Source organism: Taklimakanibacter lacteus (assembly GCA_003576695.1).
Lineage (GTDB): Bacteria > Pseudomonadota > Alphaproteobacteria > Rhizobiales > Aestuariivirgaceae > Taklimakanibacter > Taklimakanibacter lacteus.
The window spans coordinates 130,921-147,709 of sequence record QOZQ01000006.1 but is presented as its reverse complement, the minus strand read 5'-3'; the positions used below and the strand labels follow the sequence as shown (position 1 = coordinate 147,709).

At 63.0% G+C, this 16,789-nt stretch carries 19 protein-coding genes and 1 tRNA gene; 11 read left to right on the top strand and 9 right to left on the bottom strand.

Translation table 11 applies throughout. From position 1 onward, the window contains the following. The first annotated feature begins 33 nt into the window (after positions 1-33). The 3 genes from DT068_RS13645 to DT068_RS13635 all read left to right on the top strand — a co-directional run bounded on the left by DT068_RS13645 (position 34) and on the right by DT068_RS13635 (position 2,525). Entirely contained in the window at positions 34-555 is a 522-nt protein-coding gene (locus DT068_RS13645) for a gluconokinase (RefSeq protein ID WP_368904711.1), read from the top strand. Positions 556-694: 139 nt separating this feature from the next. After that, positions 695-1,252, top strand: a complete 558-nt coding sequence (locus tag DT068_RS13640; protein ID WP_119390397.1) for an OsmC family protein — start codon at positions 695-697, stop codon at positions 1,250-1,252. 25 nt (positions 1,253-1,277) lie between these two features. Next, positions 1,278-2,525 carry an NAD(P)-binding domain-containing protein gene (locus DT068_RS13635; protein ID WP_368904710.1) on the top strand — a complete coding sequence of 416 codons (1,248 nt, stop codon included), beginning with the start codon at positions 1,278-1,280 and terminating at the stop codon, positions 2,523-2,525. Between the two features lie 9 nt (positions 2,526-2,534). Here the strand turns inward: DT068_RS13635 and DT068_RS13630 are convergent, their stop codons facing one another. Genes DT068_RS13630 through DT068_RS13620 form a run of 3 tightly spaced genes read right to left on the bottom strand, consistent with a single transcriptional unit; the run spans position 2,535 to position 4,713 of the window. Then, positions 2,535-2,984 (bottom strand): CoA-binding protein, encoded by a 450-nt coding sequence (locus DT068_RS13630; RefSeq protein WP_368904735.1) that lies wholly within the window; start codon positions 2,982-2,984, stop codon positions 2,535-2,537. 5 nt (positions 2,985-2,989) lie between these two features. Then, entirely contained in the window at positions 2,990-3,361 is a 372-nt protein-coding gene (locus DT068_RS13625; protein WP_119390395.1) for a 2Fe-2S iron-sulfur cluster-binding protein, read from the bottom strand. Further along, positions 3,358-4,713: a selenium-binding family protein gene (locus tag DT068_RS13620; protein WP_368904709.1), complete on the bottom strand. Its 1,356-nt coding sequence runs from the start codon at positions 4,711-4,713 to the stop codon at positions 3,358-3,360. Before DT068_RS13620 ends, DT068_RS13625 begins: the two co-directional genes overlap by 4 nt. 227 nt (positions 4,714-4,940) lie before the next feature. Here DT068_RS13620 and DT068_RS13615 point away from each other — a divergent pair, with 227 nt between their 5' ends. From DT068_RS13615 to DT068_RS13595, 5 genes are all read left to right on the top strand, one after another. Next, complete coding sequence (locus DT068_RS13615; protein WP_119390393.1) at positions 4,941-6,518, top strand: alkaline phosphatase D family protein; 1,578 nt, start codon at positions 4,941-4,943, stop codon at positions 6,516-6,518. A 402-nt stretch (positions 6,519-6,920) separates the two neighbouring features. Next, on the top strand, positions 6,921-8,147 hold the full coding sequence (locus DT068_RS13610; protein WP_368904708.1) for an SLC13 family permease: 1,227 nt from the start codon (positions 6,921-6,923) through the stop codon (positions 8,145-8,147). Between the two features lie 201 nt (positions 8,148-8,348). Then, positions 8,349-10,181, top strand: coding sequence for a translational GTPase TypA (gene typA / locus DT068_RS13605; protein WP_119390392.1), 1,833 nt, complete (start codon positions 8,349-8,351; stop codon positions 10,179-10,181). 46 nt (positions 10,182-10,227) lie between these two features. Continuing rightward, the gene (locus DT068_RS13600) at positions 10,228-11,133 is read left to right on the top strand and encodes a DnaJ C-terminal domain-containing protein (protein ID WP_119390391.1); all 906 of its coding nucleotides are present in this window, start codon (positions 10,228-10,230) and stop codon (positions 11,131-11,133) included. A 1-nt stretch (position 11,134) separates the two neighbouring features. Next, complete coding sequence (locus tag DT068_RS13595) at positions 11,135-11,404, top strand: chaperone modulator CbpM (protein WP_119390390.1); 270 nt, start codon at positions 11,135-11,137, stop codon at positions 11,402-11,404. Between the two features lie 311 nt (positions 11,405-11,715). Here the strand turns inward: DT068_RS13595 and DT068_RS13590 are convergent, their stop codons facing one another. After that, positions 11,716-12,321 (bottom strand): hypothetical protein, encoded by a 606-nt coding sequence (locus tag DT068_RS13590; RefSeq protein WP_162914186.1) that lies wholly within the window; start codon positions 12,319-12,321, stop codon positions 11,716-11,718. Positions 12,322-12,367: 46 nt separating this feature from the next. On the opposite strand from DT068_RS13590, the gene ppa reads away from it, so the two are divergent. Further along, the gene (gene ppa, locus DT068_RS13585) at positions 12,368-12,904 is read left to right on the top strand and encodes an inorganic diphosphatase (RefSeq protein ID WP_119390388.1); all 537 of its coding nucleotides are present in this window, start codon (positions 12,368-12,370) and stop codon (positions 12,902-12,904) included. Here ppa and DT068_RS13580 read toward each other — a convergent pair whose 3' ends face one another. After that, positions 12,905-14,008: a saccharopine dehydrogenase family protein gene (locus tag DT068_RS13580; protein WP_119390387.1), complete on the bottom strand. Its 1,104-nt coding sequence runs from the start codon at positions 14,006-14,008 to the stop codon at positions 12,905-12,907. A gap of 121 nt (positions 14,009-14,129) precedes the next feature. On the opposite strand from DT068_RS13580, the gene DT068_RS13575 reads away from it, so the two are divergent. Next, a complete protein-coding gene (locus DT068_RS13575; protein WP_119390386.1) occupies positions 14,130-14,561 on the top strand; it encodes an Lrp/AsnC family transcriptional regulator in 432 nt (143 codons plus the stop codon). A 27-nt stretch (positions 14,562-14,588) separates the two neighbouring features. Here the strand turns inward: DT068_RS13575 and folD are convergent, their stop codons facing one another. Genes folD through DT068_RS13560 form a run of 3 tightly spaced genes read right to left on the bottom strand, consistent with a single transcriptional unit; the run spans position 14,589 to position 16,077 of the window. Then, positions 14,589-15,470: a bifunctional methylenetetrahydrofolate dehydrogenase/methenyltetrahydrofolate cyclohydrolase FolD gene (folD, locus tag DT068_RS13570; RefSeq protein WP_119390385.1), complete on the bottom strand. Its 882-nt coding sequence runs from the start codon at positions 15,468-15,470 to the stop codon at positions 14,589-14,591. After that, positions 15,467-15,793, bottom strand: coding sequence for a DUF167 domain-containing protein (locus DT068_RS13565; protein WP_119390384.1), 327 nt, complete (start codon positions 15,791-15,793; stop codon positions 15,467-15,469). Before DT068_RS13565 ends, folD begins: the two co-directional genes overlap by 4 nt. Next, the gene (locus DT068_RS13560; protein WP_119390383.1) at positions 15,790-16,077 is read right to left on the bottom strand and encodes a YggT family protein; all 288 of its coding nucleotides are present in this window, start codon (positions 16,075-16,077) and stop codon (positions 15,790-15,792) included. Before DT068_RS13560 ends, DT068_RS13565 begins: the two co-directional genes overlap by 4 nt. 120 nt (positions 16,078-16,197) lie before the next feature. Here DT068_RS13560 and DT068_RS13555 point away from each other — a divergent pair. Continuing rightward, positions 16,198-16,273: transfer RNA gene (locus DT068_RS13555), tRNA-Ala, on the top strand. Positions 16,274-16,328: 55 nt separating this feature from the next. Here DT068_RS13555 and DT068_RS13550 read toward each other — a convergent pair. Further along, positions 16,329-16,739, bottom strand: coding sequence for a GNAT family N-acetyltransferase (locus tag DT068_RS13550; protein ID WP_438816432.1), 411 nt, complete (start codon positions 16,737-16,739; stop codon positions 16,329-16,331). Positions 16,740-16,789 lie beyond the last annotated feature (50 nt).

Sequence of the window (16,789 nt, the reverse complement as noted above, 5' to 3'; positions counted from 1 at the left end):
CTCCAAAGCCGGCACGCTCTAGACCTGTCGGCGATGAAGAATCGGGAACACATTTTCCACGGCGCTGTCGTCGTCATGGGGGTCGCGGGCAGCGGCAAGACCACGCTGGGCAAGGCGCTGGCGCGCCAGCTCAAGGCGCAATTCATCGAGGGCGACGATCTGCATCCCTCCGCCAATGTCGCGAAGATGTCGGCGCAGATTCCGCTCACCGATGCGGATCGCTGGCCTTGGCTGGCGCTGGTCGGCACGTCGCTTGCGGGGACACAGGGTAAGATCGCTTCCTGCTCCGCTCTGAAGCGCAGCTATCGCGAGAAAATCGTGGAGGCTGCGGGGAGGCCGGTCTCTTTCATCTTTCTCGATGGCGGCCGCGAGACGCTGGAAAGGCGCATGCGCGCGCGACAGGATCATTTCATGCCCCCGGCATTGCTCGCCAGCCAGCTCGAGACCCTGGAACCGCCGGACGCGCATGAGCACGCACTGCGACTCGACATCGAGCAATCCGTATCGGCCCTTGCTGCGCAAGCCGGGAGCTGGCTGCTGTCGCAAGACCAGTGAGAAATCTTCGTTCCGGGATAGGCAACTGTGCGCCGGGAACATATTCGCGCGCACTGGAGTCATGTCTTGGCGCAAATCGACTTGAAGTAAGGTCTGTGTGCCCATACGATAATGCGGGGCGCTAGACAGGAGAATGCTTATGGCTTCCCAAGTCCAAGCCGACAATGGCGTTAACGTTGCCGCACTGCTCGAAGCCCGCGAGGCGCTGAAGGGCGCGCCCGAAGCGGCCAACTTCACGTGGCGGGCAACCTGCAACTGGAAGAATGGTACCCACAGCCATTCGACCGTCGAAGGCTTCTATGGCCTCGGCGGCGAACAGAAGCACAAGAAGACCTTCACTTTCGATGCCGATCATCCGGAAATTTTCGCTTCCGAAGACAAGGGCGCCACGCCCGTCGAGATGGTGCTTGTCGGCCTCGCCAGCTGCCTGACGGCGGGCGTTGCGGCGGTGGCGCAGAACCGCGGCATCCAGCTGCGCTCGGTCACCGCGACGCTGGAAGGCGGCATGAATCTCTATGGCATCCTCGGCATCGACAAGGATGTGCGCAACGGCTTCGACGGCATCAAGGTCGCCTTCAATATCGATGCCGATGCCAGCGAGGACGATATCAAGGCGCTGGTGGCGCAATCGCAGAAGCGCTCGGCGGTCTATGACATCGTGACCAACCCGACCAATGTCACCGTCAAGGTGAACTGATCGGTCCACTCGCGCGATCACAGAGTTGGCTATTCGCAACATAGAAGCTGTTGTGATCGGCGCCGGTCACGCCGGGCTCGCGATGAGCCGCTGCCTCACCGAACGCTCCATCGACCATGTCGTGCTGGAGCGCGGTGAGGTGGCCAATTCCTGGCGCACCGAACGCTGGGATTCGCTTCGCCTGCTGACCCCCAACTGGCAAAGCCGCCTGCCGGGCTTCGGCTATGAAGGCGATGACCCCGACGGGTATCGCACCATCCCGGAGGTCGTCGATTTCCTCAGCCGCTATGCGGAGATGATCGCAGCGCCTGTCCAGACCCGGAGCCGCGTGAGCTCGCTCACGCCGGCGGACAAGGGCTTCGCCGTCGTGACGCAGACTGGCAGCTGGCGCTGCCGCGCCGTCGTGCTGGCGACCGGCGCCTGCAATATCGCGCGGGTTCCCGCCATCGCCGCAGCGGTTCCGCCCCATGTCGCCACCATCAGCTCGATGGACTACCGCAATCCCCGCCAGCTCGATGAGGGCGGCGTGCTGGTGGTCGGGGCCTCGGCGACCGGAACGCAGCTCGCCGATGAGATCCATCGTTCGGGCCGTCCCGTCACGCTCTCGGTCGGCGAGCATGTGCGGGCGCCGCGGGTCTATCGCGGCAAGGATATCCAGTGGTGGATGGACGCCACCGGCCTGCATGACGAGCGCTATGATGCGGTCGACGACATCGACCGGGTGCGGCGGCTGCCGTCGCTGCAGCTCGCGGGCTCGCCCGAGCGCCGGACGCTCGACCTCAATGCGCTGACCGGCATCGGCGTCAGGCTGGTCGGCCGGATCGCCGGCATCTCGGAAGGCAAGGCGCAATTCTCGGGCTCGCTGCACAACAACTGCGCCATGGCCGATCTCAAGATGAACCGATTGCTCGGCACGATCGATGAATGGGCAACCAGCAAAGGCCTCGATGGCGAGGTCGATCCACCGCACCGCCTGGCGCCGACCGAGGTGGAGAGCGCGCCGCCGCTGGGCCTCGATCTCCAGGCCGGCAGGATCAGGACCATTCTCTGGGCCACCGGATATCGTCCGGATTACTCATGGCTTGAGGTGCCGATCCTTGACCGCAAGGGCCAGGTGCGTCACGATGGCGGCGTCACCGAACATCCGGGTCTCTATCTGATGGGGATGCAGTTCCTGCGCCGCCGCAAGTCCGCTCTAATCGATGGCGCCGGCGATGATGCGCGCGATCTCAGCGATCATCTGGCAGCGTATCTGAAACAAGCTTCGATTTAACACCCGCCGTCATATCCCCAGATGCAGCTTCGGCTTCCAGAACGGCCGGAACAGCTCGATCTTGGGGCAACGGTTCATCACCACTTTAAGCCCCGCATCTTCCGCCAGCCGCGCGGCAGCATCATCGCGCACGCCGATCTGGCCCCAGAGAACTTTCGCGCCAATGGCAATGGCCTCCCTGGCAACCTCCATCAGGTCCTCGGAGCGGCGAAACACCTCGACCATATCGACCGGCCGGTCGATGGAAGCAAGGGTGGGATATACTTTGATCCCGCGGATTTCCTCGAGGCCCGGCGTGGGATTGACGGGAATCATGTCGAAGCCTGTTTCATGCAGCACCCTCAGCACCCCATAGGAGAATTTGGTCTTGTCGGGGCTCGCCCCCACCATCGCGATGGTTTTGACCGACTTCAGGATGCCCTGCAGATAGGCTTCCGGGTAGGGCTCATCGTGATTCATATGGGTCATTTCGGTTTTTCCAACGGAATGGCGATATCCGCCTTCAGCTCATGCGCGGCCAGGGGATCAAGAAAAGGATTGCGATAAAGCTTGTCATGACTCTCGACGCCGACCTCGAGCACACAATCGCTCAGCGGGCGGGCGACACACAGGATGATGTAACCATTGTTGATCTGACGGTTGTTCAGCGCCACTTGCGCCTTCTGGTCGACCTTGCCGCTGATCAGCTTGGCCGCGCATGTTATGCAGCCGCCATATCGGCAGCCATAGGGCAGGTCGACGCCCTGGTCGAGCAGGCTCAACAAGATCGGCCTGCGGTGATCGACCTTGAAGGCAGCGCCGCCGCGATTGGCGAGAGTGATGGTGTGGAGGGTCACAGCCAGATATCGCTTGTGCAATCGCCGCCCGGATAGCGGGTCTCGTGGCAGCGGCTGGGTCCGTTCGGCTCCTTGCCGAAATCGACGACGAAACGCGGATCGATCTCCATGCCGCCGTTGATCGTATCGCAATTGACCATCAGCATGCACCCGCCATTGGTGCGGATCTCCGGATAGAACTGGTTGTCCCAGGTCGAGAACAAGGAGGTCGTCACATAAAGACGCTTGCCGTCGAGCGAGAGCTGGATCATCTGCGGCCCGCCGGTGACCCTCACGCCATTGACTTCAGGCGCCCGGCCGAGAAGGCCTCCCATCCACACCTGCCCGGTGAGCTTCGCATTATGCGGGTCGGAGATGTCATATTGGCGGATATCGCCATGCAGCCAGTTGCACAGGTAAAGAAATCTGTCGTCCATGCTGAGCAGGATGACCGAGATCACGCCCGGCACCGGAATGGGCCATTCGGGATGCGGCTCATTCTCGACATCGACGATCTTCTCCCACTGCCATTCGCCCGCCGCATCCTTCCACCAATGGATGATATTGGCCGAAAGGGCTGCGCCGACAAAGCCGTGGCTGCTGTCGGGATTATGGTGGAAGCGCACTTCCAGCGGGATCAGCCCGTCCTCGCCCAGATAGAAGCTCTGCTTCGGCGTCTTCTTCTCGAAATCCCAGAGATGGATCTCGCGGCCATATTTGAGATGGCCGACCTCTTCGAGATCGAAGCCCGGCATGAAAGTGTTGGGCGCCGCCCATTCCGAGCTCACCATCACATTGTGGCGCGGCTGATACCAGAAGTCGTAGCTGAATTTCAGCTTGCCCATGGAGTTTTCCCAGCGGCCGACGATCTCGAAATTCTTGTCGAGATGCAGATAGCCGCCGGGCGCGTTGCCCTTCGCGTCGCCGAGCATGGAGATGATGATGTCGGAGCCGAGGCAATGCACGGTGTGCGGCGCCGACAGGTTGGTCCTGGCCTTGATTTCGGTCCCTTCGATGACCTTGACCAGCGCCGGCTTGCGCGGATCGCTGGCGCAGTCGACGATATGGAGGTTGGACGAGCGCACGCCGGGGACGATCAGATATTTGCGCTCCATCTCCGGATCGCCATGGCAGGACGAGCAGGCATTCCAGCCCATATGGTGCAGCTCATCGCCAATGCCCGGCATCTCCAGGCGCGCGATCACCTGGCTGTAGGTCGCGCTCTCGGGGTCGGCATCGATGGTGCACAGATAGTCCGGCTTCTGGATGCCCGTCCCGGTATAGATGGCAATCGTATAGAGCAGCTTCTCGCGCGGCGCCTGCATCGCCTCGAGGGGAGAGGCATAGCCCGGTCCGCAGCAGTGTGTGGTCATCAAGTATCAAGCTCCGGTCCGCATCGACAGCCGCCCCGCCTGCATCAGCTTCATACCCGGGGCCAGCCACGTCAAGTCGTTGTGAGCAATGCATTTATGCACAGGGCGACAGGCGGGGCCGGTTACCCACATGGTCAACAATCGTGCTGGCCTCACGCATCTGTCATCGCTTTGTGATGCGAGTCGGCAAGGTTGCGCCTCCCTATCCAGAAGAGAGGAGGCCCGCCATGCGCTTCACCGTCAATCGCCGCAAATTCCTCACATCGTCCGCCGCAGGTGCGCTCGCCCTTTCGGGCGGCGGCCTCGCCATGCCGGGCTTGAGCCGCGCTGCCGACCGCCCCGTGATCAGCCACGGCCTGCAGTCGGGCGATGTCGATGCAACATCGGGCATGATCTGGGCGAGGAGCGACCGGCCGGCGCGCATGTTCGTCGAAGTCGCCACCACCGAGAGCTTCACCGATGCGCAACGGCTTCCGCCGCTCGTCGCCCTCCCCGAATCGGATCTGGCGGTGAAGCGGCTGCTCACCGACCTGCCGCCCGACCAGACGATCTTCTATCGCGTCAGCTTCGCCGATCTCGCCGATGTCAATGTGCTGGGTGAGCCCGTTGTCGGCCAGTTCCGCACCGCGCCGATGAGCAAGCGCCCCATCCGCTTCGTGTGGTCGGGCGATACGGCCGGCCAGGGCTGGGGGATCAATGCCGATGACGGCGGCATGTGGACCTATACCACCATGGGCAAGCACAATCCCGATTTCTTCATCCATTCGGGCGACACCGTCTACTCCGACGGCCCGATCAAGGCGGAAGCCGAGATCGCGAGCGGCGGCGTGTGGAAGAATATCGTAGCGGAAGGAGTCGGGAAGGTCGCCGAGACGCTCGATGAATATCGCGGGCGCTGGAAATATAACATGCTTGACGCCAATCTGAAGGCGTTCAACGCGCAGGTGCCGACCTATTTCCAGTGGGACGATCACGAAGTCACCAACAACTGGTCGGCATCGAAGGACCTGAGCAAGGACGACCGCTACACGGAGAAGTCGGTCGGGGTGCTCTCCGCCCGGGCGGGCCGCGCCTTCCATGAGATGACGCCCATCCGCTACATCCCGGAAGAGCCGGGCCGCGTCTATCGCAAGGTCTCCTATGGGCCGCTGCTCGACATCTTCTTCCTCGATCTCAGAAGCTATCGCGGGCCGAACGGTCCGGCGCTCGAGACCGAGATGACGCCCGCTTCGCGCATCCTGGGCGAGGCGCAGGCGCGCTGGCTCAAGCGCGAGCTGGCAAGCTCGCAGGCGACCTGGAAGGTGATCGCCTCCGACATGCCGATCGGCATCATCGTGTGGGACAATGCCAAGGAGAAGAAGGGCGCCGAGGCCATCGCCAATGGCGAGCAGGGATCCGCCAAGGGCCGCGAGCTCGAGATCGCCGATCTGCTCAAATTCATCAAGGTCGGGAATATCCGGAACGTCGTGTGGCTGACGGCGGACGTGCATTACACCGCCGCGCATTACTACACGCCGGACAAGGCGCAGTTCCAGGATTTCGCGCCCTTCTGGGAATTCGTCTCGGGCCCCATCCATGCCGGCACCTTCGGCCCCGGCGATCTCGACATGACCTTCGGACCCGATCTCAAATTCGTGAAGGCGCCGACGAAGGAGCAGGGCCAGAATCTGCCGCCTTCCGCCGGCCTGCAGTTCTTCGGCATCGTCGATATCGACGACAAGACCGAGCAGATGACGGTCCGGCTGATGGATCGCGACGACAAGGAACTCTACAAGGTGACGCTCGATCCCGAGCGGATGGGGTAGTTTGAGTTTACCCTCCCCCTTGCGGGGAGGGTCGACGCGAAGCGTCGGGGTGGGGGTCGGGTGGTCTTGCCGTGATCAGGCATAAGCCATTTTTGCACTACCACCAGACCCCCACCCCTAACCCCTCCCCACAAGGGGGAGGGGAAACGGATTCATTTCTTCGGCATCGTCGATATCGTCGACAAGGAACTCTACGAGGTGACGCTCGATCCCGAGCGGATGGGGTGAGCTCGCTCTCCCAAATTCCCGTCATCCCGGCGAAAGCCGGGACCCATTAAACTGGTGAAGCGCGAGCAGCGCCGCCCGGTTGTGCCTATTCAAGGGGTCCCGGCTCTCGTCGGGATGACGGAGCTTGAGAGGCATGTTACATCGGCGTGATCCGTCCTCACGCGATTCCTCGCCTTGGCCACACTCGCCGTCATCGTCTTCATCCTCGTCTATCTCGGCATGGCGCTTGGCCGCGTGCCGGGACTCGCGGTCGATCGCACCGGCGTTGCGCTGCTCGGCCTCATCGTGCTCCTGGCTTCCGGCGATCTCAGCCTCAATGAAGCGGCCCAGGCCGTCGATATCCCGACACTGGCGCTGCTTTTCGCGCTGATGATCCTCTCGGCGCAGTTCGAGCAGTCGGGCTTCTATGGCCTGGTGGCGGCGCGGGTGACGCATGCCGCACGCAACCCGAAAACGCTGCTGGCCATCCTCATCATCGTCACCGGCATTCTCTCCGCCATTCTGACCAACGACGTCATCGCCTTCGCCTTCACACCGCTCATCTGCGCCGGGCTCCTCAGCCAGAAGCTCGATCCCCGGCCCTATCTCGTCGCTCTTGCGGGGGCGGCCAATGCGGGCTCCGCCCTCACCCTCATCGGCAATCCGCAGAATATCCTGATCGGCCAGGCGGGCGGGCTCGATTTCTGGCGCTATCTCGCCATCGCAGCACCCCCGGTGCTGTTGTCGCTCGCTTTCGTCTATGGGGCGGTGCTCTTCACCTGGCGCAAGGCGCTCGCCGCCCCCATCGCGGCGCAACCGGTCGAGCCCGTGACGATCGACCGCTTCCAGACGGGCAAGGGCCTCATCGCCATCGTCGTGCTGATCGGGCTTTTCCTGACACCCTTGCCGCGCGAGCTTGGCGCGCTCGCGGTCGCCGGCCTCCTGCTGTTGTCGAAGCGCCTGTCGTCGCGCGACATGATCGGCGCGGTCGACTGGCACCTGCTGCTGCTCTTCGCCTGCCTCTTCGGGGTGACCGCCGCCTTCGCCAAGACCGGGCTTGCGCAAGAGGCGCTGCAGGGGCTCGCCGCCTTAGGCATATTGCCGGAGCGGCTTTCCGTCATGCTGCCGGTGACGCTCGCCTCCTCCAACACCATCGGCAATGTCCCGGCGGTGATCCTGATCCTCAAGCTCCTGCCTGGCCTGCCGGAAGGGGTGCTGGCCGGGCTTGCTCTGCTCTCGACCTTTGCCGGCAACCTGCTGCTGACCGGATCGATGTGCAACATCATCGTCGCCGAGCGGGCGGAAGCCGCCGGCGCCCGGCTGGGCTTCGCCGATTTCGCCCGTTCCGGCATCCCGATGACGCTCACGAGCCTCGCCGTGACCGGCCTGTGGCTGTGGGTCATGTGCCTTATGGTGCTGTAAAATCAGGCATATTTCACCTCACTAAGGGGCTCGCTTTTGCCCGGCGGGCGTGCTATTGCCGCCCCGAATCCAGAGCGGGAATGTGGCCGGGGAACCTGTCACATGATTGTCCCGCTCTTATTGTTGGACTCATGGTCCAGGCTTCGGGCGGTCCGAAGCCGCCCCTGATCCATAACCCGTTTCGAGAAAGACCGGCGCGCCATGTCACTGCGCAACATCGCCATCATCGCCCATGTCGACCATGGCAAGACCACCATGATCGACCGCCTCCTCGCCCAGTCGGGCGCCTTCCGCGACAACCAGAAGGTCGCCGAGCGCGCCATGGATTCGAACGATCTCGAGCGCGAGCGCGGCATCACCATCCTCGCCAAGGTGACCTCGCTCGTCTGGAAGGACACCCGCATCAATATCGTCGACACGCCGGGCCATGCCGATTTCGGCGGCGAGGTCGAGCGCATCCTCAATATGGTGGACGGCGCGGTGCTGCTCGTCGATGCTGCCGAGGGTCCGATGCCGCAGACGAAATTCGTGCTGCAGAAGGCGCTGAAGATCGGCCTCAAGCCGATCGTCGCCATCAACAAGATCGACCGGCCCGACCAGCGCCATGTCGAAGTGGTCAATGAGGTGTTCGACCTGTTCGCCGCGCTCGATGCGAGCGATGAGCAGCTCGATTTCCCGATCCTCTACGGGTCCACCAAGCAGGGCTGGATGGCCGACAAGCCGGAAGGGCCGCAGGATTCCATGTCGCCTCTGTTCGACCTGGTGGTGCGCCATGTGGCGCCGCCCAAGGTCGAGGAAGGCCCGTTCCGCATGCTGGTGACGACCATCGAAGCCAATCCGTTCCTCGGCCGCGTCCTCACCGGGCGCGTCCGCTCAGGGTCCGTCAAGGCGAACCAGCCGGTCAAGGCGCTGGCGCGCGATGGAAGGCTCATCGAGCAGGGCCGCATCTCGAAGGTGCTGGCCTTCCGTGGCCTCGAGCGCCAGCCGGTGGACGAGGTCCAGGCCGGTGACATCGTCGCCATTGCCGGGCTTACCCAGGCGACGGTGGCCGATACGATCCTCGATCCCGCCTTGAGCGAGCCGATCGCGGCGCAGCCGATCGATCCGCCGACGCTGACCATGACCTTCCGCATCAATGATGGGCCGCTGGCCGGCAAGGAAGGCGACAAGGTGCAGAGCCGCGTCATCCGTGACCGCCTGTTCCGCGAGGCCGAAGGCAATGTCGCTTTGCGCGTGACCGCATCCGTCACTGAGACCGATGCTTTCGAAGTGGCGGGCCGCGGTGAATTGCAGCTCGGCATTCTCATCGAGACCATGCGGCGCGAAGGCTTCGAGCTCACCGTCGGGCGGCCGCGTGTGGTGTTCCGCACCGATGAAGCGACGGGCCAGAAGCTCGAGCCGATCGAGGAAGTGATCATCGACGTCGATGAGAATTTCACCGGCATCGTGGTGCAGAAACTGTCGGAACGGCGCGCCGAGATGAAGGACATGCGTCCCTCGGGCGCCGGGCGCCAGCGCATCGTGTTCCACGCGCCGACCCGCGGCCTCATCGGCTACCAGTCGGAGCTTTTGTCGGATACGCGCGGCACCGCGATCATGAACCGCATCTTCCATGACTATGCCCCGCATGTGGGCGAGATCCCCGGCCGCCATACCGGCGCCCTCATCTCCAATGGCGATGGCGAGGCGGTCGCCTATGCGATCTTCAACCTGCAGGACCGGGGTCCGATGTTCATCGATCCGGGCATGAAGGTCTATGCCGGCATGATCATCGGCGAGCACACGCGCGGCAACGACCTTGAGCTCAACGTGCTCAAGGGCAAGAAGCTCACCAATGTCCGCGCCGCCGGCAAGGATGACGCGCTCCTCCTCATCCCGCCGATCCGCATGACGCTGGAAAAGGCGCTGGCCTATGTCGGCGAAGACGAGCTCGTCGAGGTGACGCCGCAATCGATCCGCCTGCGCAAGACGCTGCTCGACCCGCATGAGAGGAAGCGCGCCAGCCGCGCCAAGGAAGCCGAGAGCGCGGCGTAAGGTCTGGATTGTTGTCGGCCTGCCGGAACGAAGCTAACATTCCGGCATGACCGATCCTTATCAAGTCCTGGGCGTCAGCAAGACCGCCTCGGCGGACGATATCCAGAAGGCCTATCGCCGCCTCGCCAAGAAGCACCATCCCGACCTCAATCCCGGCGACAAGACGGCCGAGGAGAAGTTCAAGGACGTGACGGCGGCCTATGATCTCCTGGGCGATGCCGAGAAACGCGGCCGCTATGACCGTGGCGAGATCGATGCCTCGGGCGCCGAGAAGCCGCAGCCGCAGCGGCGCTATTACCGCGATTTCGCCGAGAGTGGCCAGGGCAGCGGGCAGGGCTTCGAATCGGGCTTCCGCGATTTCACCGACGAGGACGTGCTGGCGGAGATCTTCGGCCGGCGCGGCGCCAATATGAAGATGCGCGGCGGCGATGTGCGCTATCATCTCGCCGTCGATTTCCTCAGCGCCGTGAACGGAGCCAGGCCGCAGCTTGCGCTGCCCGACGGCTCCGGGATCACCGTCACCATCCCGCCCGGCACGCGCGACGGCCAGACCCTGCGCCTCAAGGGCAAGGGCAGGCCAGGCTATAATGGCGGCGAGCCGGGCGACGCCTTGATCGAGATCGAGGTGCGCCCGCATCCCTTGTTCAAGCGCGAGGACGACAATATCCGCATCGAGCTGCCGGTCTCGCTTGCCGAAGCCGTGCTCGGGGCTAAGGTCAAGACGCCGACGCCCTCGGGCGATGTCATGCTGAACATCCCCAAGGGCGCCAATACCGGCACCGTTCTGCGCCTCAAGGGCAAGGGCGTGGCCAAGGCCGATGGCAGCCATGGCGATCAGTATGTGACGCTGAAAGTGCTGCTGCCCGACAAGCCCGATCCCGAGCTCGAGGAATTCATCGCGCGCTGGAGCAAGGCCAAGGCCTATGATCCACGCCGGGCGATGGAGGTGTGAGATGACCCGGAAGACAATCCTTTTCGCCGCGCGCTATGATGAGGAAACATTGCGCGAATGGGTCGCGGCCGGCTGGATCACGATCGAGGAAAGCGCCATCGGCGAGCCCCTGTCGGAAGCCGATGAGGCGCGCTGCAACCTCATCTGCGACCTCAAGCAGAATATGGGCGTCAATGACGACGGCATCGATGTGATCCTGCATCTCCTCGACCAGATCCACGGGCTGCGCCGGGTCTTGCGCGAAACGCTCGATCAGCCCAAGCGCGGATAATTCGCAAACCCTCCTCTTGCTGTCACCCTGGCGCAAGCCGTGGCCCAATAAATTCTTGAAACGCGGGCAGCGCCGCCCGCTTGCGCTTATTCAATGGGTCCCGGCTTTCGCCGCTATCATATGCACACATCTTCTTGAGTCATTTCAGTGAGGTGGTGCGAGAATGCAGAAAAATGGCTCATTTTCACTGGCCCCTGTTAGCCGAATATCGTTGCAGAGCGTCTGCTAAGCCTTTGATGAAGAGTCCTTTTTCCACGCCGAAAAGATGTGTGAATCCAATAGCGGCTTTCGCCGGGATGACGGAATTGAGGTCACTCTTCCCGATAAGGCCCGCCGGGGCAAGGCATGCCGCTGGCATAGTCGGTCGCCGTGCCACCCAATGACGAGAAGATCTCCGGCATGTCCTTGGCGCAGTCGAAGGTCGCCGCTTTCTCGTCGGCGCGCTGGCGCGCCACTTCATTGGCATCGGTATATTTGGTGTCGATATAGGCGATGTGGCAGACCTCCTTGCCGGCGAGCCTGGTGACGACCAGCCAGTTCTGCTTGCCCGGATTGCCATTGGCGTCCGAGGGCTGGGTCAGCCAGCGCAAAATAGTGGCGAAAGGCTTGCCGTCCTTCATGCGCCATTCGACCCGGGGGCCCAGTGAATTGAAGGCGCCGAAAGTCTGCGCCGCGGCGCATTGGGCCGGTGCGTCCTTGCCGAAACCGACATAGCTCCTGAGATCGCCTTCCCAGACGCGCACATCGTGATCCCTGATGCCCTTGCACAGCCATTCGCCGCCTCCGCCCTCGTCCTCGAAGAGGGCGAGCTGCTGGCAGGCCTTGAGATCGAGCTCGCTATAGAGGCTCGTTATATCATCCGCCGCTGCGGCAACCGGCAGGAGGGCCAAGACTATTGGAAAGAGCAGCCTTTTCATGTCATGTAGGCCCATCGTCTTTGTCTTTTTACGGAGTATCTCCCGCATGCGTATTGATGCCATATCGATCGGCAAGAATCCACCGAAGGAAGTCAATGTCGTGGTGGAAGTCCCGGTCGGCGGCGAACCCATCAAATATGAGATGGACAAGGCGGCGGGCACGCTGGTGGTCGACCGCTTCCTCTATACGTCGATGCGCTATCCCGGCAATTACGGCTTCATCCCGCATACGCTGTCGCTCGATGGCGACCCCTGTGACGTCCTCATCGCCAATCAGCGCGGCATCGTGCCGGGTGCCGTGGTGGCGGTGCGCCCGGTCGGCGTCCTGTTCATGCAGGACGAAGCGGGGGGCGATGAGAAGATCGTCGCCGTGCCGGTGCCCAGGCTCACGCGCCGCTATGAGAATGTGCATAGCTACAAGGATCTGCCCGAGATCACGCTGCAGCAGATCGAGCATTTCTTCGTGCACTACAAGGATCTCGAGAGTGGCAAGTGGGTCAAGGTCAAGGGCTGGGGCGATGCGGCGCAGGCCGAGCAGATGATCGTCGAGGCGATCGAACGGGCGAAGAAAGAAAAGGCCTAGCTATCCGGCCTTGGCAAGCCTGACCGGCTGCGGGTCATAGTGTCGCCCGAACCGGTTGGCGAGGAAGTCGGCGAGGGCCACTTCTTCCTGGCGCACGAAGCCCTGGCGGCGCAATTTGCCCGAAGCGAGAAGGTCGAGGATGGCGCAGATGCCGGAAGCGGTGGTGATCTGGATGGCGCTCATCTCTTCGCCGGCGACGGTGCCGGCATAGACTTTCCGGGCATAGGTCTCCTGGAGATAGCGCCCGTCCTTCCAGCCGCAGACGGTGACGAAGATGACCACGACATCCTGCATCGTGGCGGGAAGCGCGTTCTCGAACAGATCCTTCAGCACCTCGCGGCGGTTGCGCAGGTTGAGATCGTTCAGCAGCGCCTTCATGATGGCCTGGTGGCCCGGATAGCGGATGGTGCGGTAGTTCATGGTGCGCACCCGGCCTTCCAGCGTCTTCGCCAGGGTGCCGAGGCCGCCCGAAGTGTTGAAGGCCTCGTAGGTGACGCCGTCGAGCGAGAACTCCTCGCGCTCTTCCATCGCCGGCATCGTCACCAGCCTGCCTTCGACGATCGCCTCGCAGGGCTCGATATATTCGTTGATGAGCCCGTCGGTGCTCCAGGTGAGATTGTAATTGAGCGCATTCGAGGGATATTGCGGCAGCGCGCCGACGCGCATGCGCACGCTGTCGAGCGTGTCGAAATGGCGCGTGAGATCATGGGCGACGATCGAGATGAAGCCCGGCGCCAGGCCGCATTGCGGAATGAGCGCCGTCGCGGCGCCCGCCGCCATCGCCTCGACCTTGCGCGTGGTGGCGACATCCTCGGTCAGATCGAGATAATGCACGCCGGCGCGGGCGGCGATCTCGGCCACCTGGCGGGTGAGATGGAAGGGTGCGGCGGAGAGGACGGCATAGCGGCCGGCGAGCAGCGTAGCGAGTGCCGCGCCGTCGGCGATGTCCACCTTGGCCGTCGACAAAGCGCGATGGGGCGTGATGGTTGCCAATTGCGCTTCGTTGCGGTCGGCGATGGTGACGCGGTAATCGCCGCTTGCCGCCAGCATGCTGGCGATGGCGCCGCCGATCTTGCCGGCCCCCATGACCACGATGTCTTTCATGGCGTGACCTCCTGGCCTGTTCGTCGGGTAACAGGATGCAGGCCATGCCTTTCGATTTCCAGTGTCGATTTATCCAGTTTGCAGTATAAATCTAGGCAAATCGCCATTGAGACAGGACAGAATGCAAATTACGGACAAAGACCGGCAATTGCTGGCGCTGCTTGGCGAGGATGCGCGCATGCCGGTCGCGACGCTGGCCCGCAAGCTCGGCCTGTCGCGCACCACGGTCCAGGCCAGGATCGAGCGGCTGGAGCAGCAAGGCATCATTGCCGGCTATGGCGTCAGATTGTCGGATGCCTATCTGAGCAATCTCATCCGCGCGCATGTGCTGGTCACCATCGCGCCCAAATCGCTCACCGCGGTGACGGCCGAGCTCAATGCGATCCACGAGGTGACGGCGCTCTATTCGGTCAATGGTCCCTATGACCTGATCGCCATCATCGCGGCACCCTCGATCGCCGATCTCGACCGGCTGATCGACCGCATCGGCGAGACTCCGGGTGTCGAGCGCACCTTGTCCTCGATCATCCTCTCGACGCGCATCGCGCGGTGACCTTGCTGTCGCCGACGCGCTTCGCGCCTACATGTCGGGAACGGGCAGCGACTTCTGCGCGCAGGCGGCGCGCACCGTATTGTGCAGCAGGCAGGCAATGGTCATCGGGCCGACACCGCCCGGCACCGGGGTGATCGAGCCCGCCACCCTGGCGCAGGACGCATAGTCGCAATCGCCGACGAGCTTGCCCTTGCCGTCGCGCTCGATGCGGTTGATGCCGACATCGATGACGCAGGCGCCGGGCTTGATCCAGTCGCCCTTCACCATCTCGGGCCTTCCGACCGCGGCGATGACGAGATCGGCGCGGCGCACGACACCGGGAAGATCCTTCGTCTTCGAATGCGCGATCGTGACGGTGCAGTTCTCCTGCAACAGAAGCTGGGCCACCGGCTTGCCGACAATATTGGAGCGGCCGATGACGACAGCCTCGAGGCCTTCGAGCGAGCCCATCGCATCCTTGGCCAGCATCACCGAGCCGACCGGGGTGCAGGCGACGAGCGCGTCCTGGCCGGTGGCGAGCTTGCCGACATTGACCACATGGAAGCCGTCGACATCCTTGGCCGGATCAATCGCGCTCAGCACCTTGGTCGAATCGATCTGCTTGGGCAGCGGCAGCTGCACCAATATGCCATGCACGGCGGGATCGGTGTTGAGCTTGTCGACGAGGGCGAGGAGATCCTTCTCCGAGGTCGTGGCGGGGAGGCGATGCTCCCAGGAATTCATGCCGACCTCGACCGTCTGCTTCGCCTTGTTGGCGACATAGACCTTGCTCGCCGGGTCTTCGCCGACCAGAACGACCGCGAGGCCGGGCTTGAGACCGTGCCTGGTCTCGAGCTCCTTCACCGCCCTGGCGATGCGGGCGCGCAGGCCCTCGGCATAGGCCTTTCCGTCGATGATTTTTGCGGTCATGTCGTCTGGTCCTGAACGAGTGTTGCGAGCCGTCGCTCGATTTCGGTGGCGTTGCCGGCGATCCTGACCGTCTTCAGGCGGTCGGTCTCACCGGCGGTGATGGTGAAAGCCCTCTTGGGCAAGCCGAAAGCGTCGGCCAGAAGCTCGATAGCCGCTTCATTGGCCTTGCCCTTTTCCGGTTGCGCCCTGACTTTGACCTGGAGCGACACGCGGCCATCGGCGCCTTCATGGAGACCCGAGACTTCCGCCCGGGCGGATTTGGGCGTCACGCGCAGGAAGAGGAGGCCCCCTTCCCGATCGGGCTTGAAGGGCAGCCGCGTCAAAGCAGGCGCACACCGTAATAGACGACGAGATAGCGGATGAACTGCAGAGCGATGATGGCGATGATGGGCGATATATCGAGGCCGCCGAGATCGGGCAGGAAGCGGCGGATCGGCCGCAACACCGGATCGGTCAGCCGGTAGAGCGCATAATTGACCTGGCGGACGAAATTGTTGTGGTTGTTGATGATGTTGAAGGCGACGAGCCAGCTCATCACCACCATGGCGATCAGGATCCAGAAATAGATGTCGAGAATGGTGAGGATGAGCCACAAAATGGGGTGCATGCTGGGATCCTAGGCCTGAGGAAAGCTGGTGTCTGATGTAAAGGGCCGAAGCCCCCCATGCAAGGCGGCCAAAGCTTGACAGTGGCGCTGTCGGACCCTACACAGCCCCGTCCTAGCTAAGGGGCAGTAGCTCAGTTGGGAGAGCGCGGCGTTCGCAATGCCGAGGTCAGGGGTTCGATCCCCCTCTGCTCCACCAGTCCCTGTAAGCTCTTGAAAAGACGTGGTTTCGTGAAATGCGGTGCCGATTGCCGTCAGGCAGCGGAAGCGCCAATTGACGCCGCGATATCGGCAATCGACCGGAACAGAACCAGCGGATCATCACGCGATGGAATGAAGCCGCGCCGACGCCAGAATTCCGCGGCTTCGACGTCGACGGCGTTGACGATCAAGGCGCGACCGCCGATGAGGCCCGCGGCAGTGACACAGCGTTGCAGCGCATGCTTGAGCAGGCTGGTGCCAATCCCCTGGCCAGTCCAGCGCTGGTCTGTCGCAAGTTGACCCAGTAGGAGACAGGGAACGGGGTCGGGCGGTTGTCCGGTCCGGACGGAGCGTGGCAGCGTTGCCGGTATGACGGCGGTGGGGGCAAGGCCGTAATAGCCGATGACGTGTTGGTCCTCGTGAACAACAAGAACCGCGGTAAAGCCTTTTTCCTGATTGGACAACGCTCGCGTCCTCAGCCATCGGTCGAGAGAGGGCTTGCCGCACGAAAACT